This window comes from Streptomyces sp. CB02009, from assembly GCF_001905825.1.
Lineage (GTDB): Bacteria > Actinomycetota > Actinomycetes > Streptomycetales > Streptomycetaceae > Streptomyces.
This window is the reverse complement of the sequence record NZ_LIVV01000001.1, coordinates 587896-607434: the sequence shown is the minus strand read 5'-3', so window position 1 is coordinate 607434 and position 19539 is coordinate 587896. Positions and strand designations below refer to the sequence as shown.

Annotated in this window: 18 protein-coding genes and 2 pseudogenes; 10 read left to right on the top strand and 10 right to left on the bottom strand. The window is 71.3% G+C overall.

Annotated elements, in window-relative coordinates; genetic code table 11:
- The first annotated feature begins 204 nt into the window (after positions 1-204).
- The 4 genes from AMK27_RS02705 to AMK27_RS02690 are packed head-to-tail and all read left to right on the top strand — an operon-like array spanning position 205 to position 5327.
- Positions 205-1680: a xanthine dehydrogenase small subunit gene (locus AMK27_RS02705; RefSeq protein WP_073902393.1), complete on the top strand. Its 1476-nt coding sequence runs from the start codon at positions 205-207 to the stop codon at positions 1678-1680.
- Positions 1677-4121 carry a xanthine dehydrogenase molybdopterin binding subunit gene (gene xdhB / locus AMK27_RS02700; protein WP_073902392.1) on the top strand — a complete coding sequence of 815 codons (2445 nt, stop codon included), beginning with the start codon at positions 1677-1679 and terminating at the stop codon, positions 4119-4121. The genes AMK27_RS02705 and xdhB overlap by 4 nt, the downstream gene beginning before the upstream one ends.
- A gap of 1 nt (position 4122) precedes the next feature.
- Positions 4123-4926, top strand: coding sequence for a xanthine dehydrogenase accessory protein XdhC (xdhC, locus tag AMK27_RS02695; protein WP_107425461.1), 804 nt, complete (start codon positions 4123-4125; stop codon positions 4924-4926).
- 11 nt (positions 4927-4937) lie between these two features.
- Positions 4938-5327, top strand: coding sequence for a hypothetical protein (locus tag AMK27_RS02690; RefSeq protein WP_143204804.1), 390 nt, complete (start codon positions 4938-4940; stop codon positions 5325-5327).
- On the opposite strand, the pseudogene AMK27_RS44125 reads toward AMK27_RS02690, so the two are convergent.
- From AMK27_RS44125 to AMK27_RS02665, 5 genes and pseudogenes are all read right to left on the bottom strand, one after another.
- Positions 5282-5485, bottom strand: a pseudogene (locus tag AMK27_RS44125) (DUF1048 domain-containing protein); the annotation flags it as partial. The gene AMK27_RS02690 and the pseudogene AMK27_RS44125 sit on opposite strands and share 46 nt — an antisense overlap.
- 2 nt (positions 5486-5487) lie before the next feature.
- Positions 5488-5769, bottom strand: a pseudogene (locus AMK27_RS44295) (DUF1048 domain-containing protein); the annotation flags it as partial.
- Entirely contained in the window at positions 5766-6092 is a 327-nt protein-coding gene (locus AMK27_RS02675; RefSeq protein WP_073902389.1) for a PadR family transcriptional regulator, read from the bottom strand. The gene AMK27_RS02675 and the pseudogene AMK27_RS44295, both read right to left, overlap by 4 nt.
- Positions 6093-6211: 119 nt before the next feature.
- On the bottom strand, positions 6212-7294 hold the full coding sequence (gene corA, locus AMK27_RS02670) for a magnesium/cobalt transporter CorA (protein ID WP_073903856.1): 1083 nt from the start codon (positions 7292-7294) through the stop codon (positions 6212-6214).
- Between the two features lie 134 nt (positions 7295-7428).
- The gene (locus AMK27_RS02665; RefSeq protein ID WP_073902388.1) at positions 7429-7644 is read right to left on the bottom strand and encodes a hypothetical protein; all 216 of its coding nucleotides are present in this window, start codon (positions 7642-7644) and stop codon (positions 7429-7431) included.
- A 337-nt stretch (positions 7645-7981) separates the two neighbouring features.
- Between AMK27_RS02665 and AMK27_RS02660 the strand changes: the two genes are divergently transcribed.
- The 4 genes from AMK27_RS02660 (at position 7982) to AMK27_RS02645 (ending at position 11290) form a co-directional block, all read left to right on the top strand.
- Complete coding sequence (locus AMK27_RS02660; protein WP_073902387.1) at positions 7982-8485, top strand: GNAT family N-acetyltransferase; 504 nt, start codon at positions 7982-7984, stop codon at positions 8483-8485.
- 145 nt (positions 8486-8630) lie between these two features.
- A complete protein-coding gene (locus AMK27_RS02655; protein ID WP_241847282.1) occupies positions 8631-9515 on the top strand; it encodes a DUF4394 domain-containing protein in 885 nt (294 codons plus the stop codon).
- A gap of 223 nt (positions 9516-9738) precedes the next feature.
- On the top strand, positions 9739-10392 hold the full coding sequence (locus AMK27_RS02650) for a hypothetical protein (protein ID WP_073902386.1): 654 nt from the start codon (positions 9739-9741) through the stop codon (positions 10390-10392).
- 229 nt (positions 10393-10621) lie between these two features.
- Positions 10622-11290: a class F sortase gene (locus tag AMK27_RS02645; RefSeq protein WP_338014279.1), complete on the top strand. Its 669-nt coding sequence runs from the start codon at positions 10622-10624 to the stop codon at positions 11288-11290.
- 259 nt (positions 11291-11549) lie between these two features.
- On the opposite strand, the gene AMK27_RS02640 is transcribed toward AMK27_RS02645, so the two are convergent.
- Positions 11550-12818, bottom strand: a complete 1269-nt coding sequence (locus AMK27_RS02640; RefSeq protein WP_198955785.1) for an MFS transporter — start codon at positions 12816-12818, stop codon at positions 11550-11552.
- A 197-nt stretch (positions 12819-13015) separates the two neighbouring features.
- On the opposite strand from AMK27_RS02640, the gene AMK27_RS02635 reads away from it, so the two are divergent.
- Complete coding sequence (locus AMK27_RS02635; RefSeq protein ID WP_073902384.1) at positions 13016-13780, top strand: maleylpyruvate isomerase family mycothiol-dependent enzyme; 765 nt, start codon at positions 13016-13018, stop codon at positions 13778-13780.
- A gap of 140 nt (positions 13781-13920) precedes the next feature.
- Here the strand turns inward: AMK27_RS02635 and AMK27_RS02630 are convergent, their stop codons facing one another.
- From AMK27_RS02630 to AMK27_RS02615, 4 genes are all read right to left on the bottom strand, one after another.
- A complete protein-coding gene (locus AMK27_RS02630) occupies positions 13921-14571 on the bottom strand; it encodes a fasciclin domain-containing protein (RefSeq protein ID WP_073902383.1) in 651 nt (216 codons plus the stop codon).
- Between the two features lie 135 nt (positions 14572-14706).
- Positions 14707-16290: a sulfite oxidase gene (locus tag AMK27_RS02625; protein ID WP_073902382.1), complete on the bottom strand. Its 1584-nt coding sequence runs from the start codon at positions 16288-16290 to the stop codon at positions 14707-14709.
- Between the two features lie 263 nt (positions 16291-16553).
- A complete protein-coding gene (locus AMK27_RS02620; protein ID WP_073902381.1) occupies positions 16554-17441 on the bottom strand; it encodes a PhzF family phenazine biosynthesis protein in 888 nt (295 codons plus the stop codon).
- Positions 17442-17612: 171 nt separating this feature from the next.
- Positions 17613-18182 (bottom strand): CGNR zinc finger domain-containing protein, encoded by a 570-nt coding sequence (locus AMK27_RS02615; protein WP_073902380.1) that lies wholly within the window; start codon positions 18180-18182, stop codon positions 17613-17615.
- A 100-nt stretch (positions 18183-18282) separates the two neighbouring features.
- Here AMK27_RS02615 and AMK27_RS02610 point away from each other — a divergent pair, with 100 nt between their 5' ends.
- A complete protein-coding gene (locus tag AMK27_RS02610) occupies positions 18283-19455 on the top strand; it encodes an epoxide hydrolase family protein (protein ID WP_073902379.1) in 1173 nt (390 codons plus the stop codon).
- The last annotated feature ends 84 nt before the right edge of the window (positions 19456-19539 follow it).

Here is a 19539-nt window from a genome sequence, read left to right as displayed (position 1 = left end):
AGCACACGGCTGCTGAACAGCCCTCTTCCGGCGTGCCCGATCGCGGCCCCGGCACCTTCGCATGTCTGTCACCGCCCCGGGCCGCGCCGTCGCGTGCCCTGCGTGGCGCGCTCCGGGTCAGTGAGCCGCGCCACCGAGAGAGAAAGCTCCTGAGATGGCGACTTGGATAGTCACGACAACCGCGCGCCCGGACGGGGACGTTCCGTGGTAGCGGCACGGCCCACGGCCACCGTCACGGTCAACGGCGGAGAGGCGCCGATCTCACCGGCCCCGACCCACACCACCGTGCTGGACTTCCTGCGCGAACGCGGCCTCACCGGGACCAAGGAGGGCTGCGCCGAAGGCGAGTGCGGCGCCTGCTCGGTCCTCGTGGCCCGTCCCGGGACCGACAAGCCGACGGACTGGGTGGCGGTCAACGCCTGTCTGGTCCCGGTCGCCTCGCTCGACGGTCAGGAGATCGTCACCTCGGAGGGGCTCGCCACCGCCGGCGTGGCCGGCGCACCGGCCACGCTGCACCCGGTGCAGGAGGAGATGGCCGTCCGTGGCGGTTCCCAATGCGGTTACTGCACACCGGGATTCGTGTGCAGCATGGCCGCCGAGTACTACCGGCCGAACCGCTGCGCGCACCCGGAGACGCCCCACGACGGCGATCCCGAGCACGGTCCGAACGGTTTCGACCTGCACGCGCTGAGTGGCAACCTGTGCCGCTGCACCGGCTACCGCCACATTCGCGATGCCGCGTTCGCCGTCGGCACGCCCGCCGAGGACGACCCTCTGGCGCGTCGTCGCGAGCTGTCCCCGCCCGAACCGGTGGCCACCCGGTACGCCCAGGACGACCGCGTGTTCCTGCGCAGGAGCACCCTGGCCGAGACCCTGCGGGACCTGCGTGAGCGGCCCGACGCGGTCGTGGTCGCCGGTTCCACGGACTGGGGCGTGGAGGTCAACATCGGTTCCCGCCGCGCGGACTGCGTGATCGCCGTCGACCGGCTGCCCGAACTGCGGGAGCTGCGCGTCGCGTCGGACCACATCGAGATCGGCGCGGGGCTGACGCTCACCGAGATCGAACGCCGTCTCGACGGCGAAGTCCCCCTGCTGGCGGAGCTGTTCCCGCAGTTCGCGTCCCGGCTCATCCGCAACAGCGCGACGCTGGGCGGCAATCTGGGAACCGGTTCCCCCATCGGGGACAGCCCGCCGGTCCTGCTCGCGCTCGAGGCGTCGGTGGTCCTCGCCGACGCCGACGGCGAGCGCGAGGTTCCCCTCGCCGACTACTTCACGGGCTACCGGCAGAGCGTGCGCCGGCCCGGCGAGCTGATCCGCGCGGTGCGCGTGCCGCTGCCGCTGTCGCCGGTCGCGGCCTTCCACAAGATCGCCAAGCGGCGTTTCGACGACATCTCCAGCGTGGCGGTCGCCTTCGCGCTCGACATCGAGGACGGAATCGTCCGCAAGGCGCGCATCGGCCTGGGCGGCGTGGCCGCCACCCCGCTCCGCGCCCTCGCGGCGGAAGCGGCCCTGGAGGGCGAGCCGTGGACGGCGGAGACCGTCCAGGCCGCGGCCCGGGTGCTGCGGTCCCAGGGCACCCCCATGGACGACCACCGCGCCAGCGCCGACTACCGCGCCGCGATGCTCGGCCAGAGCCTGCTGAAGCTGTACGCGCGAACCACCGAGGCGGTGTCGTCATGAGCCAGTTGTCCGAGCGTCCCGAGAAGCCCGTCGTCGGTGTCTCGATGCCGCACGAGAGCGCCCGCCTGCACGTCACGGGCGCCGCGCTCTACACCGACGACCTGGTCCATCGCACCAAGGACGTCCTGCACGCCTACCCGGTCCAGGCGACGAAGGCGCACGGCCGGATCGTCGCGCTGCGCACCGGGCCCGCGCTCGCCGTCCCCGGTGTGGTCCGCGTACTGACCGGTGCCGACGTGCCCGGCGTCAACGACGCGGGGATGAAGCATGACGAACCGCTCTTCCCCGACGAGGTCATGTTCCACGGCCACGCGGTCGCCTGGGTGCTCGGCGAGACCCTGGAGGCGGCGCGGCTCGGTGCGGCGGCCGTCGAGGTGGAGCTCGACGAGCGGCCCTCGCTGATCTCGCTGCGGGACGCGATCGAGGCCGGGAGCTTCCACGGCGCCCGGCCCGTGATGCGGACCGGCGACGTCGACGCCGGGTTCGCCGACTCCGCGCACGTGTTCACGGGCGAGTTCCGGTTCTCCGACCAGGAGCACTTCTATCTCGAGACGCACACGGCCCTGGCCCTCGTCGACGAGAACGGGCAGATGTTCGTCCAGAGCAGCACCCAGCATCCTTCGGAGACGCAGGAGATCGTCGCGCACGTCCTGGGCCTGCACAGCCACGAGGTGACCGTGCAGTGCCTGCGGATGGGCGGCGGCTTCGGCGGCAAGGAGATGCAGCCGCACGGCTTCGCGGCCGTCGCCGCGCTCGGCGCACGGCTGACCGGCAGGCCGGTCCGCGTACGGCTCAACAGGACCCAGGACCTGACCATGTCGGGCAAGCGCCACGGGTTCCACGCCGAGTGGAAGATCGGCTTCGACGGCGACGGCCGCATCCAGGCCCTGGACGCCACCCTCACCGCCGACGGCGGCTGGAGCCTCGACCTGTCCGAACCGGTCGTCGCCCGCGCGCTGTGCCACATCGACAACACCTACTGGATTCCCCACGCCCGCGTCGCCGGCCGCGTCGCGAAGACCCACAAGGTCTCCAACACCGCCTTCCGCGGCTTCGGCGGACCGCAGGGCATGCTGGTGATCGAGGACATCATGGGCCGGTGCGCACCGCTCCTCGGCCTGGACCCGACGGAGCTGCGGGAGCGCAACTTCTATCGGCCGGGGCAGGGCCAGACGACGCCGTACGGGCAGCCGGTGACTCACGCCGAACGGATCTCGACCGTGTGGCAGCAGGTGCGGGACGACGCGGCCCTCGCCGATCGCCGGCGCGAGATCGCGGCCTTCAACGCCTCGCACCCGCACACCAAGCGGGGTCTCGCCCTCACCGGGATCAAGTTCGGCATCTCGTTCAACCTCACCGCCTTCAACCAGGGCGGCGCGCTGGTGCTGATCTACAAGGACGGCTCGGTCCTGATCAACCACGGCGGCACCGAGATGGGGCAGGGCCTGCACACCAAGATGCTGCAGGTGGCCGCGACCACGCTGGGCATCCCGCTGCACAAGGTACGGCTGGCCCCGACGCGCACCGACAAGGTGCCGAACACCTCCGCGACGGCCGCCAGCGCCGGGGCGGACCTCAACGGCGCTGCGGTGAAGAACGCCTGCGAGCAGTTGCGCGGGCGGTTGGCGCAGGTGGCCGGCACCCAGCTGGGAGTGAACGCCTCGGACGTGCGCATCGTCGAGGGCGTCGCGCGCGCCCTCGGCCACGACGGGGAACTGGCCTGGGACGACCTGGTGCGCACCGCGTACTTCCAGCGGGTGCAGCTGTCTGCGGCCGGTTTCTACCGGACCGAGGGACTGCACTGGGACGCCAAGGCGTTCCAGGGGTCCCCGTTCAAGTACTTCTCCTACGGCGCGGCCGCCGCCGAGGTGGAGGTGGACGGGTTCACCGGAACGTACCGCATCCGGCGGGTGGACATCGTGCACGACGTCGGCGACAGCCTCTCCCCGTTGATCGACATCGGTCAGGTCGAAGGAGGCTTCGTCCAGGGCGCTGGGTGGCTGACGCTGGAGGACCTGCGCTGGGACACCGGTGACGGACCGCACCGCGGGCGGCTGCTGACCCGGGCGGCCAGCACGTACAAGCTGCCGAGCTTCTCCGAGATGCCCGAGGATTTCCACGTCCGCCTGCTGGAGAACGCCACCGAGGAGGGCGCGGTCTACGGCTCCAAGGCCGTGGGCGAGCCTCCGCTGATGCTGGCGTTCTCGGTACGGGAAGCGCTGCGGCAGGCCGCGGCGGCGTTCGGGCCCGCCGGCGTCAGCGTGGAACTCGCCTCGCCCGCGACACCGGAAGCGGTGTACTGGGCGATCGAGGCGGCCCGCGCCGGCGGCACGGGGCACGAGGCCCGGCGCGAGGCACGGGGCGAGGCCCGGCGCGAGGGCGACCACGCTCGCGACGGCGACGCGATCCGCATCGACGCGGGCTCCGCGAGCCATGCCTGACATGACCTGGGTCACCGCGGTCGCGCGGTTGCGGGCCCGCCGGGAACCCGGCGTGCTCGTGACCGTCGCGACCGTGCGCGGCCACGCGCCCCGCCGGGCCGGCGCCAAACTCGTCGTGGGACGGACGGAGGCCTGGGGCTCCATCGGCGGCGGCAACATCGAGGCCGTCGCGATCGACCGGGCCCGCGAGCTGATCGGCACGCCCGATCCCGAGCCGGAACTGAAGGAGTTCGCCCTCAACGACAAGGTCACGGGGCCGCACGGCGTGCAGTGCTGCGGCGGGGCGGTCACCGTCCTGCTCGAACCGCTCCCGGTGGTGCGGGCCGTAGCGGTCTTCGGGGTCGGGCACGTCGGCCTCGAGCTGGCACGCATCCTGGCCCGCCACGACCTCGACCTGCATCTCACCGACAGCCGCGCCGACATGCTCACGGACGGCCGGCTCGGTGTGCTCGCGGACGCGGTGGCGCAGATCCACGTGCACCACAGACCGCTGCTGCCCGAGGAGACGCTCGCGGAGCTGCCGGCCGGCACCCACGTCCTGATCATGACCCATGATCACGCCGAGGACGCCGCGCTGTGCGACGCCGCGTTGCGCACCACCGGTCTCGGCTCGATCGGGCTGATCGGCTCGGCCGCCAAATGGACGCGGTTCCGTCGACGGCTGGCCACCGAGGGCGGCCACGACGAGGAGACCATCGACCGGATCACCTCCCCGATCGGCATCGCCGAGATCACCGGCAAGGAACCCGCCACGATCGCCTTGAGCGTCGCGGCCGACCTCCTGCGGAGCGTCGCCTCCGCCTGACGGCTCTCCAGGTGGGTCGGACCTCTCGTCTCCTCGACGCCCGACGCCTGCCGCCCGACGCCCCAGGGGTGGCCCAGCGGCGGCGCCGCGCGCGAACCGAGGTGCGGGCCGCGGCGCTGAAGGCGCTGGTCGGCGAGGCGGCGGACTGGCGGGAGTTCATCGTCAACGGCGCACGTGAGGCCCACAAGCGGGACGTGGCGAAGGAGCTGGAGCTGGAGCTGGAGGAGCAGAACCGCAAGGAGGCCGAGCGCCGCAAGGAACTCGCCGCTCGCCCCCTGAGCCGCCCTGGCCGCCCGGCCCTGCCCCGCGCGGGGCGGGGCGGGGCGGGCAAGGCAGGGGGGCGGGGCGGCGAGCACTACTTCTTGGCCGCGCCGGTTCCCCCACCGAGGGACTCCTGGTAGACGTCCGCGTAGGTGCGTGAGTCCTTGACCAGGTCGTCGCAGAACGCGGCGACGTCGGTGCCGATGAGTTCCAGGACTCCCCTGCCCGAGGCGGCACCCTCCTCGAAGAAGTCGACGATCCCGGGGAGCAGGGGCCCGTCGGGTCGGTCGACCGGACCGGGGCCCCCGCTCCACCGGCCAGCGCCGCGCAGAAGCCCGGGATGTCGTCGCCGAGGGCCTCGTGGAGGCTCTGCCCGTCCGCGGCCGTCTGTTCGAGCAGCCCGAGGGCGGCGTCGAGGATCGGCAGCAGGTTGCGGCCGGTGAAGTCCCCGTGGGGGAAGAGGTGGCACTTGATCTGTTCCCACGCCGCCCGGTGGTCGGCCGGCAGGACCTCGGCCCGGGCTTCGAAGGCCTTCCATTCCCTGGTGAGATCACTGCCCGTGACGGTCTCCCAGAAGTTCATCTCCCGCCCTCCTTGAGCCTGTCGATGCGTGATGAGACGTACTGCCATTTCGCCCAGAACCTCGCGAGCTCCTCGCGACCGGCTTCGTTGAGTGCGTAGAACTTGCGCGGCGGACCGACCTCGGACGGTCGCTTCGTCACCTGGACGAGTCCGTTCCGCTCCAGCCGCAGCAGGATCGTGTACACCGTTCCCTCGACGACGTCGGCGAAGCCGAGCTCGTTCAACCGGCGGGTGACGGCGTACCCGTAGGTCTCCTCGCTGCCGATGATCTCGAGCACGCACCCTTCGAGCGTGCCCTTCAGCATCTCCGTCAGGTCATCCATCGCGCCCCTCCTCACCCTCACCCGGTACTGCGTAGCACCGAGTACCACTACACGGTATCACCGAGTAGTGGGGGTGTCAGCGGTCCGCGAACGCGGCCGGGCGGCACGCAAGAGGGAGGTCAGAGCCAGCCGTTGCGGCGGAAGCCGCGGTGGATGACGAAGCAGGCGACGGCCATGACGCCGAGGACCACGGGGTAGCCGTAGGTCCAGCGCAGCTCGGGCATGGTGTCGAAGTTCATGCCGTAGACGCCGCAGACCATGGTCGGGACCGCGATGATCGCGGCCCAGGCGGTGATCTTGCGCATGTCCTCGTTCTGCGCGACGGTCACCTGCGCGAGGTGCGCCTGGAGGATCGAGTCGAGGAGCGTCTCGTACGAGGCGACCTGCTCGGTGACCCGCGCCAGGTGATCGGTCACGTCACGGAAGTAGGCGCGTATCTCCGGCGCGACCATCGGCAGCGGGTCGACCGTGAGGCGCTGGAGCGGGCGGCCCAGCGGCGCGACGGCCCGCTTGAGTTCGAGGAGCTCACGCTTCAGCTGGTAGATCCGTCCGATGTCCTTCCGGTGGCCCTGCTCGGAGAAGACCGCGGTCTCGATCGCGTCCAGATCGTCCTGCACGGCCTCGGCGACGGCGAGGTAGTCGTCGACGACATGGTCCGCGATCGCGTGCAGCACCGCGGAGGGCCCCTTGGCCAGCTGCTCCGGCTCCGACTCCAGGGCCTCACGGAGCGGGCCCAGCGAACCGTGCCCTCCATGCCGGATCGTGATGACGAAGTCGCGTCCGGTGAAGGCCATCAGCTCGCCCGTGTCCACCACCTCGCTCGACGCGGTGAGCTCCTCGTGCTCCACGTAGCACACCGTCTTGAAGACGGCGAAGAGCACGTCGTCGTACTGCTCCAGCTTCGGCCGCTGGTGGGCGTGGACGGCGTCCTCGACCGCGAGCGGGTGCAGCCCGAACAGCTCGGCGAGCCCCGTGAACTCCTTCTCCTCCGGTTCATGCAGACCGATCCACACGAACCCGTCACCCGACGCGCGCACGCGCCGCAGGGCCTCCTCCACCGACCGGACCTCGTCCTGCCGCACTCCGTCGCGGTAGACGACGCAGTTGACCACCGTGCTGCCGAGCGGCGACCTGGCCGGGTGACTGAGGTCGACAGCGCGCCGGTACGTACGGCGGACGGCGCTGCGCAGGCGGTGGATCATCGACACGCGGGGCTCCTTCGGCAGATCGCCGGACAGTCTGCCAGCAGCGCGCGGGGGGCGACAGGCCGTGCCACCCGCGTCCGGGTCGGACGGTCCGGGGACCTTCGCACCGCGGGGCGCGATGAGCAGCACCGTCAGAAAGTCCGGGCCCCTTGTCCGACGTCGCGGGCGTCCAAACCCGTGCGCGGCGACCCGGCGGAGGCCCGGGGCCCGGTGACGGCACGGGCGGTGAGCGTCGGGTCGACGGTCAGCAGCTCCACGTGCGTTCCCGGCCGGAACGGGACGTACAGGAGCCCGGCCGGGTCGGGTTCCTCGGGCTCGGAATCGTCGTCGTACTGGAAGAGGCACATGGGGCGCTCCTTGAGGAATCTCGAACGGGTGGAGGGCGCCGGACCTGCGGACCCGATCCGGCAGGGCACGGCACGGCACGGCACGGCACCGAAGCTATCCCCGGTTCCCCGGCCCTGTCGTCGACCCCTGACGGGACCTTGACGGCCACCGGCCGCCTCGGTTCGCCTCCCTGACACGAAGTGGTCGGTCGGGGCGGGCCTGTGTCCCGGTGCGGCTGCCGCGCGGCAATCGCCGACCACCGACGTTCCCGGGGTTCTGCGCGACCGCAGGTCAGGGCTCTGCTGTGGCGGAATATCCAGGGGAACGGACGGCCGCGCGCTGCTACGGTCGGGCGGCATGAGCTGGCTTCCCGATGACTTCGTCCACCCCGTCCTGGTACCGCTGCCGGGCGGCGGCCAACACCTGCGGCCGATCCGGGAGGCGGACACCGCGCTCGACTATCCGGCGGTGATGGGGTCGCGCGAGCGGCTGTGGACCCTGTTCGGCCCGGCCTGGGGCTGGCCCGCGGCCACCATGACCTACGAGGCCGACCAGGCCGACCTGTTGCGGCACGAGAAGGAGATCGACGCACACCAGTCGTTCAACTACGCGCTGTTCGACGCGGCGGAGACGGCTCTGCTCGGCTGTGTCTACATCGACCCGCCGGAGAAGGCCGGCGCGGACGGCGAGATCGCCTGGTGGGTGGTGGACGAGCTGGTGGGCGGCGAGGTCGAGCAGGCCCTCGACGCGCTGGTACCGCGGTGGATCGCCGCCGACTGGCCGTTCGAGCAGCCGCGGTTCCTCGGCCGCGAGATCTCCTGGCCGGACTGGCTCGCCCTGCCGGAGCATCCCGACGCGTAAGGGTGACGAAACGGGCGCGGCGGTAGGACTAATGCGGCCGAAGGAGGGGTCTGCGCTCCGCGACACCATCCACGCACCGCGGGGCGCCGAAGGACGCACAGACGTGCCTCACCGTTGAGGCGCGCGAACCGATCGGAGCCTTCCTGTGCGTACTCGTCGAGTCGTCGCCACCTCTGTGGCGGCCGCCGCGATGACCGTTTCCCTGCTGTCCCCCGTTCTGGCCTCGGCCGCGGCCGCGGGCGGCGATCCGTTCGGTCCGCAGAGCCGCGCCGCGGGCCACGGCCTGATCAGCGTGGGCCTGACCGCCGACCAGCGTCTCGTCGGCTTCGACGTCCGCAACCCCGCCGACACCTGGTCGCTGGGCAAGGTCAGCGGCCTCCGGGGCGACGGCAAGCTGGTCGGGATCGACTTCCGCGTCCAGAACGGCAAGCTGTACGGCGTCGGCGACAAGGGCGGCGTCTACACCGTCGACAGCAACGCCAAGGCCGTCAAGGTCTCGCAGCTGACCGTGGCGCTGCAGGGCCGGTACTTCGGTGTCGACTTCAACCCCGCCGCCAACCGTCTGCGCGTCATCAGCGACACCGGGCAGAACCTGCGCCACAACATCGACGACCCCGCCGCCCCCACCACCACCACCGTAGACGGCACCCTCACCAACCCGACCATGCCGCCGTCCACCGCCCTCGGCGTCACCGGCGCCGCGTACACCAACAACGACCTCGACGCGGCGACCGCGACCACGCTGTTCGACATCGACACCACCAACGACCGCGTCTCGCTCCAGTCCCCGGCCAACGCCGGCACCCTCGCACCGACCGGCGGCCTCGGCGTGAACGCCGGCCCGTCGGCCGGGTTCGACATCTACTACCAGGCCTCCGACGGCTCGAACCGCGGCTACGCGGCCCTGTCCACCGGCGGCAAGCAGCGCTTCTACAAGGTCGACGTCCTCAGCGGCAAGGCCACGGCGGTCGGCGACTTCCCGGCCGGCCGCCAGGTCGTCGACGTCGCCCTCCCCCTCAACCAGCACTGAACCTCATAGGCGGTGGAGGCGGGCCCGTCCGGCCCGCCTCCCTCGCACCCGACCTGACGCGCACACAGGAGGCGCACACCGGACGCGTGTGAGCAGCGCGGGCTGCTCGATTGCACTAACCCCAGTGGCAGGCGGACACGCCACAGCTGACGGTGGGCCATGTCGCTGCGTATCGAAAGCCGACAGTGGGTCAGCTGACGCAGCAGACGAAAGGAAGCCGAAGATGCGCTCTGCCCGCATTCTTTTCGCCGCAACTGCCGCCGCCGGCACCCTGGCGCTCGCCGCACCCGGCGCCTACGCGATCACGGCCGGAGACTGGGACAAGGAAGACTCCTCCCACAGCCGCGACCACGACAAGCCGCACGGCGGCATGCACACCGGCTCCGGTGCGCTGTCCCTGGTCGACGCCGACGACTGGTCGAAGGACGAGCAAGGCAAGAAGGACGAGCACACCAAGAAGGACGAGCACGGCAAGAAGGAGCACGACAAGCCGCACGGTGGCGTCCACACCGGCGGCGGAGCGCTCACCGCGGTGAGCGGCGACGAGTGGTCGAAGGACCACGACAAGGGCGGCAAGCACGAGAAGGACCACGACAAGCCGAAGGGCGGCATGCACACCGGCTCCGGTGCCCTGTCCGTCGTCAACGCCGACGACTGGTCCAAGGACAACGAGAAGGAGAAGGAAGACGGCGGCTGGTCCAAGGAGAACCAGAAGGAAGAGGGCGGCTCCCAGCACGAGAAGCCCAAGGGCGGCATGCACACCGGCGGCGGCGGCCTCACGAACAGCGGCACCAGTCTGACGGGCGCCCTGGTCCTGGCGGGCGGAGTGGCCGCGTTCGTCCTCTACCGCCGCAAGCAGGGCTCCGCGGCGGCCTGACGCACGGCCTGTGCGGGGGCCGGCCCGAGGCCCGGCCCCCGCGCACGGCCCAGGGTCCCGCGGCCCCGCGGCCATCCCGGCCCCCGGGGCCGCGGCCCCGCGGCCCCTCCCGTCTCGATCCGCCTCGATCTCGCGCGTACGGCTTCGAAAGGTGCTCACAGTGAAGACCCGCCCAGACTCCGTCGGTGGAGAAGCGCCTCGGCGTGGCACACGGTGGGCTGTCCCCGCGGTGTTCTGGACGCTGGTGCTGGCAGCGCTCCTCTTCGTCTTCCGCCCGGGAATGCTCGACCAGGACGCCGACTCCACACCCGGGTCCACCGCCACGGCGGTGACGGGGAACGCCCCCGCCGGCGCGGCCGCCCCTTCGAGGCCCGCGGTGCCGGACTCCCCGCAGAAGACCGGCACGAGCCCCGACGCGGCGATGCTTCCGCCGGCCATGCCGCGGTCGGCCCCCACCCGCCTGAAGATCCCCAAGATCGGAGTGAACGCACCGTTCACCGCCCTGGAGATCGGCTCCTCCGGGGCGCTGGACCCGCCGCCCGCAGACGACACCAACCTGGTCGGCTGGCACGCCGCCGGGGTCTCCCCCGGTGAGCGGGGCACCGCGCTCATCGCCGGACACCTCGACACCGCCACCGCCCCGGCCGTCTTCGCCCGGCTCAGTGAACTCGACGCCGGCGACACCTTCGAGGTCAGCCGCGCCGACGGCACGACCGCCGTCTTCCGCATCGACTCCGTGGAGAGCTTCGAGAAGGACGACTTCCCCGACCAGCGCGTGTACGACGACACCCCCAGCGCGCTCGTCCGACTCATCACCTGCGCGGGCGCCTACGACCGTACGGCGAAGGACTACACCGAGAACCTCGTCGTCTTCGCCCACCTGCAGCCCGCCGACTGATGCCCGAGGGATCACTCCTTGGAGTGACAGGACTCAGGCGGACCCGTCCGACCGTGGCAGCGGTCCGAAGCACGACTGGAAGACGTCGGCTCCTCCCGGTGAGTGTCCGGGGCGGGAGGGTCCGGCGGATCCGCCGGATCGACCGTACCCCGCGCAAGGCGGAGTCATAGGTACGGACGAGACGGGCGGGAGGGCGGAGGACAGCGGAGGCTGTCCTCCGCCCTCCCCGCGTCTCACGCCCCATGGAGCCGGGGAGCCCTCAGGTCTTGTCCGGCCATGTCAGGCGGCGGGCGAAGTGCGCCCCTGCGGCCACGACACCCAGCACGGCCACGACGCCGCCGAGCGTCATGACCGTGGACGGGGAGGTCCCGTCCACGATGAGGCCACCGGCCATCGCGCCGAGTGAGATCGTCATCTGGAAGGAAGCGGTGAACAGCACCGACGCCGCCTCGGGCGCGTCGGGGATCGCCTTGGCGAACCACGTCTGGGAGGAGACGGGGACCGCGCCGTAGGCAACGCCCCAGACGATCAACAGGGCGAGGGCGCCGATCTGCCAGCGCCCCAGTATCGGCAGCAGCACGGTGGCAAGTGCGATCATGCCGGCGGCGATGCCGAAGGCGGCCCTGGGATGGCGGGTGACCACCGCTCCGCCCAGGAAGTTTCCGACGATGCCCGCAGCACCGTAGACCAGCAGGAAGACGGTGATCAGTCGCGGGCCGACCTCGGTGACGTGCTCCAGGAACGGAGTGATGTAGGTGTAGGTCCCGAAGTGCGCCAGCACGACGAGGAAGGTCAACAGCAGCGCGAAACGCGCGTGGACGCTCCTGAACGTGCCGCGCAGCACACTCGGACGGGTCGCCCGGTCGGGCGGCAGCGACGGCATGACCAGGAGCAGCAGGGCCAGTACGCCCACGGTGAGGGCACCCATGACGACGAAGGCCGTGCGCCAGCCGGCCAACTCCCCGATGAACGTGCCGGCCGGGACCCCGAGCACGGAGCCCAGCGGTACGGCGGAGAAGATCACCGCCGTGGCGCGGCCGACCGACTCCGCGGGCACCAGACGCCCGGCCAGTCCGGCGCCGATCGACCAGAAGCCCCCGATGACGATGCCGACGATGACACGCGAGACCAGGAGCAGCCAGTAGTCGGGGGCCGCAGCGGCCAGGAAGTTCGCGACGGCCAGCAGGAACATGAACACGCCCAGCATCAGGCGGCGGTCGACGCGTGCGGTCGCCACGGTGACCACGGGCGCCGAGAGGGCCGCGAGAAGCCCGGGCATGGTGATCATCAGCCCGGCCGACCCGTCGGAGACGGCGAAGCCGGCGCCGATCGTGGTGAGCAGCCCGATCGGCAGGATCTCGGTGGTGACGATCGAGAAGATGCCCAGCATCACCGAACTCACGGCCAGCCACCCGATCAGGGGCGAGGGTGTCGGCGTTGGCGTTGGCGTCGGCGTTGGTGTCGATGCCGGTGTCGGTGTCGGTAAGCCGACGTCGCCGGAGGGGCGTGTAATGTTCGTCGAGGCCATGAGTTCCGTCCCGTGGAGCGCCTGCGGTTGCGTGTGTCAGTGCAACAGGCGCCGCCCGGTGAGGGCTGGCAGGTCTGCGACATCAGCGTGGTGGGACAAGGGTGATGTCGCGAATCTGCTGAGCTGGTACGGCAGTTGGCGGGTTGGGCGGCCTTAATCGAGTGCAGGGGCCGCGGTCCGGGTGGTACAAGGTCTGCGTGACTGATCATCTCCACTTCCCCGCCCTGCTGCGGATGATCGACGAGCGGTCCGCCGCGTTCCGCGCCGCCGTCGCCGAGGCCCCCAGCCTCGACGCCGACGTCCCGTCCTGCCCGGGCTGGACGCTGTACGACCTGGCGAACCACCTCAGCGAGGGGGACCGCTTCTGGGCCCACATCGTGCTGAACACCGCGCCGGGCGACGAGCGGCCGAGCAAGGACGGGCTGGCGGCACCCAGGGAGCGCGAGGAGCTCATATCCTGGCTGGCCGACTCGACGGATCAGCTGCTGACCGCTCTGCGCGAGGCCGGCCCGGACCGGAGCTGCTGGGCCTGGTGGGAGCCGCTGGCCTCGCCGCACACGGTGGCCGCCGTGGCCCGCCGCCGCGTCCCGGAGTCGCTGATCCACACCTACGACGCCCAGCTGGCCTCCGGAAATCCGCAGGAACTGCCGGCCACCGAGGCGGCCGACGCCATCGAGGAGTTCCTCTCCACCGTCTGCACCGGCACGGTCCCGTGGCCGGGTGAGCCCGCCACCATGGACTACCACGCAGCCGAGGCCGGCTCCTGGCGCCAGACGGTGGACGCAGCCGGTTCCCGCTTCACCCGCCTCACCGCGGCGGAGGCGGACGGGAGCAAGCCCACCGCCGCCGTCTACGGCACGGCGAGCGAGATGGCCCTGCTCATGTACATGCGCATCCCGTCCGACACGCTGCGGATCGAGGGCGACACCGACCTGCTCCAGCGGCTGCAGGACTGGGGCTGACCGACCGGCGCCGACCGACCGGCGTACGGATCACGTGAGGCGCCGGGTGGTGGGGCGGCCATGGACACGGAGCTGGTGGTCCTCCGTACCTGTGAAGGACGGCGGACCACCAGCGGTGTCGGGCGGGACGAGGGCGTCGGCTACTTGGGCATGAGGACCGTGTCGACGATGTAGACGTTGGCGTTGGCGGTCTTGACGTTGCCGCACACGACCTTGGAGGAGTCGTTCACGGTGTACGCCTCGCCCGAGCCCTTGGTGGTGATCATGCCCTTCTGGAGGGTCTCGTAGGAGCCGTTCTCGAGCTGCTTGGGAGCGAGCTTCTGACCGACGACGTGGTACGTGAGGATCTTCGTGAGCGTCGCCTTGTCGGCGAGGACCTTGTCGAGGTCGGCCTTCGGGATCTTGGCGAACGCTTCGTTGGTCGGGGCGAACACGGTGATGTTCTGGGCGTTGTTCAGGGTGTCGACCAGGCCGGCCTTCTTGACGGCGGTGACGAGCGTGGACAGGGCGGGGTTGTTGGAAGCCGCGGTGGCCACCGGGTCCTTCGCCATGCCGTCGAAGGAGCCCGCACCGTCCTTCGGAACACCGGCACACGCCGGGCCGAAGGGCTCGTCCATGGCCGTGGCGTCCTGGCTGGGAGCGTCGGCGGACGTGCTGGAGTCGGCGGTGGCCGAGGAGGGCGCGGACGCCTTGCTCTCGTCACCGGAGTCCGAGCACGCGGCGAGCGAGAAGGGGAGGACGGCGGCCGCTGCGACGGCGATGGCACCACGACGGATACGGAGAGAGTTCATGCTGACTGCTCCTTGAGTGAGTGAGTGAATGAGTGAGTGAGTGATCGGGATCGGTACGTCAGGGTTGGCGATGCTCTGTCGGCGCGTTGGCACGCCGACAGTGGTCTGGGGGACGGTGGTCCAGGGGGCGGTGGTCTAGGGGACGGTGACGAACACGCTGTGCCAGCCGCTCGCTCCGTCGGGGATGGTCCGGGCCCGCTGTTCGGTCTGCACCTGTCCCGTGCCGTCGGTGGCGCGGACGGTGAGGGTGTGTCCGCCCGGTGCGGCCTGCCAGCGGTAGGACCACTGGCGCCAGGTGTCGAGGGTGTCCTGCGCGGCGAGGTCGGCGTCCTGCCAGGGACCGTCGTCCACGCGGACCTGGACGCGGGTGACGCCCCGGTGCTGTGCCCAGGCCACACCCGCCACGGTCACGGTTCCGGCGGTGGGACGTGCGAACGGCTTGGGGGTGTCGATCCGGGACTGCGTCTTGATCGGCGCTCTGCGAGCCCACTTCCTCTTGACCCAGTAGGGGTCGTAGGCGTCGAACGTGGTGAGTTCGATGTCCTCGATCCACTTGCAGGCCGATACGTAGCCGTACAGGCCCGGGACGACCATGCGGACGGGGAATCCGTGGTCGAACGGCAGGGGTTCGCCGTTCATGCCGACCGCGAGGAGGGCGTCCCGGCCGTCCATGACGTCCTCGACCGGTGAGCCGAGCGTCATGCCGTCCACGGACCGGGCCACCAGCTGGTCGGCGCCGCCTCCCGCGGAGGGCGGCTTCACCCCGCACTCCGCCAGCAGGTCCGAGAGCTTGACTCCCAGCCACCGGGCGTTGCCGGCATACGGGCCGCCGACCTCGTTCGAGACGCAGGTCAGGGTGATGTCCCGCTCGATCAGCGGTCGGTTCAGAAGGTCGGCGAGAGTGAAGGTCCGGGGGCGGGACACGCCCTTGCCGTGGATCCGCAGCCGCCAGCTCCCCGCGTCGACCCTGGGGACGACGAGTGCCGTGTCGACACGGTAGAAGTCCCCGTTGGCCGTGGTGAACGGAGTGATCCCGGAGACCTTGAGCTGTGCGCCCCGGGGCACGGGCGGAGCCGGTGAGGCGGGGGCGGGAAGCACCAGGCCCTGTCGGGAGGCGACGGCTCCTTGGCTCTGACGGCCGGTGAGGTACCGGCCGAGGAGTCCGGCCGAGGTCGCACCGACGGCGGTGACGCCCGCCGCGACGAGGAAGCCACGTCGGTTCCAGCCTCCTCCACTCCCGCCGTCCTCCGTCGCGGAGCCCCGGGAAAGCCGGCCCGCGAGGACGTACAGGACGAGGGCGCCTGCCACCGCCCCCGCCAGCGACGGCAGGATGTCGCCGACGCCCTGGGAGTCGGGGCGGCTCAAGGCAGCCACCGCTCCGACGACGCCGAACGCGAGGACGCCGCACGAGGCCGCCCGCCGGTGACGGAGACCGAGAACGCCCAGCCCGGCCGCGAGCAGCGCGAGGACGAGAAGGATCCCCAGCTGGAGGACCGTCTTGTCGTCCTCCCCGAACGTGCGGATCGCGAAGTCCTTCACGGCCGCCGGCGTCCGGTCGATCACCGCGCCACCGACGACCGTGACGGGACCGGCGGCGGGCCGGACGAGACCCGCGACCAGCTCAGCGACGGCCAGAGCGGCCAGGCCGGCGAGAAGCCCGGCCGACGCACCCAGGGCGATGCGGATGAGGTTGGTGCGGAAGTTGCTCACGACCGGCATTCGGCGCCCGCCGCCGAACGGATTGGTCTGTCAGTCGAAAAGGTGACGGTCTGATGTTCTGTTCGACTCGGACGCGCGAGGCCGAGCGGGTGGACGCGTCCGTGTCGGCGTCGGCGTCGGCGCCGATGGCGGCGGGTCCGGGGGCGGTCACGAGGGCTCCGCAACTCGGTCGCCCGGCAGCCGGATCGGCGGGAGCGGCCGCGGCCGCTCCCGCTCGGCGTCTGTCCGTTCAGGCCAAGCCCGGTCAGGGCCCGTCGTCCGGGTCAGGCCGGGATGCGGGTCCCCGTGCCGCTGACCCGGATCCTGCGGTCGTCCGCCCGCAGTTCCACCGTGAGGACGCCGGGGCGTCCCATGTCCTCCCCCTGGTGGAGGGTGAGGACCGTCGCCTCGGGCACGAGGCCGAGCTCACGGGCGTACGCGCCGAAGGCGGCGGCCGCCGCACCGGTCGCCGGGTCCTCGACCACACCGCCCACCGGGAACGGGGCGCGGACGTGGAAGACCTCCGGAGAAGCGCGCCAGACCAACTCCAGCGTCACCAGGTCGAGCCGGTGCATGAGCGCTTCCAGGCGGGCGAAGTCGTACGCCAGGTGCGCCAGGCGCTCCCGGCTCGCGGCGGCGAGGACCAGATGGCGGGCGCCCGCGAAGGCGATGCGGGGCGGCAGGGCGGGATCGAGGTCGCCGGCCGGCCAGTCGAGCGCGGCCAGCGCCTCCGCCAGGTCGTCGGCCGCGACCTCCTCGATGTGCGGCTCGACGCTCGTGAGGGTGGCCCGCAGTGTCCCGCCCTCGCGCGTCACGGTGACAGGGACGATTCCGGCGCGGGTGGTGAACACCAGGTCGCCGGGGCCGATGCGCTCGCCGAGGGCCACGGCCGTGGCGACGGTGGCATGACCGCAGAAGGGCACTTCCATCTTGGGGCTGAAGTAGCGAACGGAGTACGCCCGCCCGGCGGCCGACGCGCCGGAGTCCGCTCCCCCGGAAGGCGCTGTCAGGAACGCGCTCTCGCTGTAGCCGACTTCGGCGGCGATCGCCAGCATCTCCTCGTCGCTGAGGCCTGTGGCGTCGAGAACGATTCCGGCGGGATTGCCTCCCTCGGGGTCGTCGGAGAAGGCGGTGTAGCGCAGGACGTCAGGGGATACACGCAGGGAGCTCATGCCGGGGCAACGGCACGGATCCCGGGATTGATTCCCCGGTCAGGGACCTTCGCCCTGCGCCCCTCCAGGGGCGGTCCGGCTCGTCATCGACCGGACAGGTCCCAGGAGACCGCCGTCCGTACGGGCGAAGGCTCGCCCCATGGAGAACGCGCCCGGCCATCTGCGACGGCATCATGGACGTGGTGTTCTGGATCTGTTGGCGTTGAAGCGCGCCTTCTTCATCCGGTTGCCGCACGTATTCATCTCACACCACCTGCGGGTACGGCTTTGACTGGTGTCGAAGAAGGCCGCCTGACAGGTCGGCGATGCGCACAGCGCCAGAGTCCCGTCGCGTTCGCCCGAGACGATCTCGATCGCGTCGGCCGCGATCACGCCGAGGGCATCCTCGACGCGGGAGCCCGGGCTCAGCTGCCAGCGCCGCTTGCCGTCGGAGGTCAGGACGGCTGAAGCGCGGCCTCGTGCGCTGCGGCCGTTGATGACCTGGACGGCCGACTCGGGGAGATCCTCCTGGAGCGCGGCCGCTGTCGCGGCCGCGTGGATCGACTCCCTGAGCTCCCGGGCGAGGGCGAGTTGGGCCGGGGTGACCGAGTCCACGGCGAGGCCGCTCACCGCCAGCCAGTCGAGGAGGCGGTGCGGCACGGCGATGTGCTCGACAGGGTCGCCGCGGCGCTCCGTCAGAGTCGCCGTGAAGCTCGTCGCGAGCACCTTGCCGAGGCGGAAGGGGGGGAACTCAGCACGCATGGAACCACCTTAGGCGGTTGCGGTGAGGGGAAGGGACTTGTTAGAACCGTCTTAGCCGGTTCACCACAGAGTCGGCTCCACGACGGTCACAGGAGGTTCCATGAACCGCCCCGACAGCGACGTACATGCCTTCGAAGCCCACGCCGACGACGCCGACCTCGACGATCTGCGCGCGCGACTGGCCGCGGCGCGGCTGCCGGAGGCCGAGACGGTCAGAGGCGCTGCGCCCGGTGCCGGCCGCTGGGCCCAGGGCGTCCCGCTCGCGGACCTCGTCGATCTGGTGGAGTACTGGCGCACCGCGTACGACTGGCGGGCATTCGAAGAGCGTCTCCACCGCGTCGGCCAGTTCCGTACGGACATCGACGGGCTGGGCATCCACTTCCTGCACCGCCGATCCGCGCGCGCGGATGCCACACCGCTCCTCCTGACGCACGGATGGCCGGGCAGCGTCGCCGAGTTCATCGACGTGGTGGACGAGCTGGCCGATCCGAAGGATGCCGACGCGCCCGCGTTCCACGTCGTGGTGCCCTCACTGCCGGGGTTCGGCTACAGCGACAGGCCGGCCACCACCGGGTGGGGAACCGAAAGGATCGCGGCTGCCTGGGTGGAGCTGATGAAGCGGCTCGGCTACGACAGGTTCGCCGCCCACGGCGGCGACTGGGGCGGCAACATCACCACGGTTCTCGCGGGCAGGTTCCCGGAGCAGGTCCTCGGCATCCACACCCTGTTCGCGGAGGCGCCGCCGGGGCTGACGACGGACGGACTGTCGGCGGTCGAGCGCGCGTGGACCGAGGAGACCCGCGACTTCTGGCAGCGCCGCGCGGCGTACGCAAAGCAGCAGGCGAGCCGGCCGCAGACCATCGGCTACTCGCTCGTCGACTCGCCCGTCGGGCTTCTCGCCTGGATCCTCGACAAGTTCGCCGAGTGGTCGGACACCGAGGACAGCCCGTTCGAGACGATGTCCAGGGACCGCGTCCTCGACGACGTCACCCTGTACTGGCTGACGCGGACGGGCGCGTCAGCAGCCCGTATCTACTACGAGAGCCACAATTCACTGGACCCTGAGCTGCGGGTCGACGTACCGGCAGCGATCACCATGTATCCCCGCGACATCGAGAAGACCCCTCGCCCGTGGGCGGAGGAGCGCTACCGGCGCATCGTCCGATGGAACGCGCCCGAGACCGGCGGCCACTTCCCGTCGCTGGAAGTCCCCGACTACTTCGTCAAGGATCTCCAGGAGGGCCTCGCGGCGGTCCTGGCCGCCGCCCGCTGATCGCTCGCCCTCCGGCCCGGTGCACGGGTCGGAGGGCGGCCCGTGGCCGGGCGACCCGAGGGGTCGCACCCTTGGCGATACGGA

Bases quoted from the DNA above. Each gene is read 5' to 3' on its own strand.
- xdhB (WP_073902392.1), top strand. From the start codon at position 1,677: ATGAGCCAGTTGTCCGAGCGTCCCGAGAAGCCCGTCGTCGGTGTCTCG.
- xdhC (WP_107425461.1), top strand. From the start codon at position 4,123: ATGACCTGGGTCACCGCGGTCGCGCGGTTGCGGGCCCGCCGGGAACCC.
- AMK27_RS02675 (WP_073902389.1), bottom strand. From the start codon at position 6,092: ATGGATGACCTGACGGAGATGCTGAAGGGCACGCTCGAAGGGTGCGTG.
- corA (WP_073903856.1), bottom strand. From the start codon at position 7,294: ATGATCCACCGCCTGCGCAGCGCCGTCCGCCGTACGTACCGGCGCGCT.
- AMK27_RS02665 (WP_073902388.1), bottom strand. From the start codon at position 7,644: ATGTGCCTCTTCCAGTACGACGACGATTCCGAGCCCGAGGAACCCGAC.
- AMK27_RS02660 (WP_073902387.1), top strand. From the start codon at position 7,982: ATGAGCTGGCTTCCCGATGACTTCGTCCACCCCGTCCTGGTACCGCTG.
- AMK27_RS02650 (WP_073902386.1), top strand. From the start codon at position 9,739: ATGCGCTCTGCCCGCATTCTTTTCGCCGCAACTGCCGCCGCCGGCACC.
- AMK27_RS02640 (WP_198955785.1), bottom strand. From the start codon at position 12,818: ATGGCCTCGACGAACATTACACGCCCCTCCGGCGACGTCGGCTTACCG.
- AMK27_RS02630 (WP_073902383.1), bottom strand. From the start codon at position 14,571: ATGAACTCTCTCCGTATCCGTCGTGGTGCCATCGCCGTCGCAGCGGCC.
- AMK27_RS02625 (WP_073902382.1), bottom strand. From the start codon at position 16,290: ATGCCGGTCGTGAGCAACTTCCGCACCAACCTCATCCGCATCGCCCTG.
- AMK27_RS02620 (WP_073902381.1), bottom strand. From the start codon at position 17,441: ATGAGCTCCCTGCGTGTATCCCCTGACGTCCTGCGCTACACCGCCTTC.
- AMK27_RS02615 (WP_073902380.1), bottom strand. From the start codon at position 18,182: ATGCGTGCTGAGTTCCCCCCCTTCCGCCTCGGCAAGGTGCTCGCGACG.
- AMK27_RS02610 (WP_073902379.1), top strand. From the start codon at position 18,283: ATGAACCGCCCCGACAGCGACGTACATGCCTTCGAAGCCCACGCCGAC.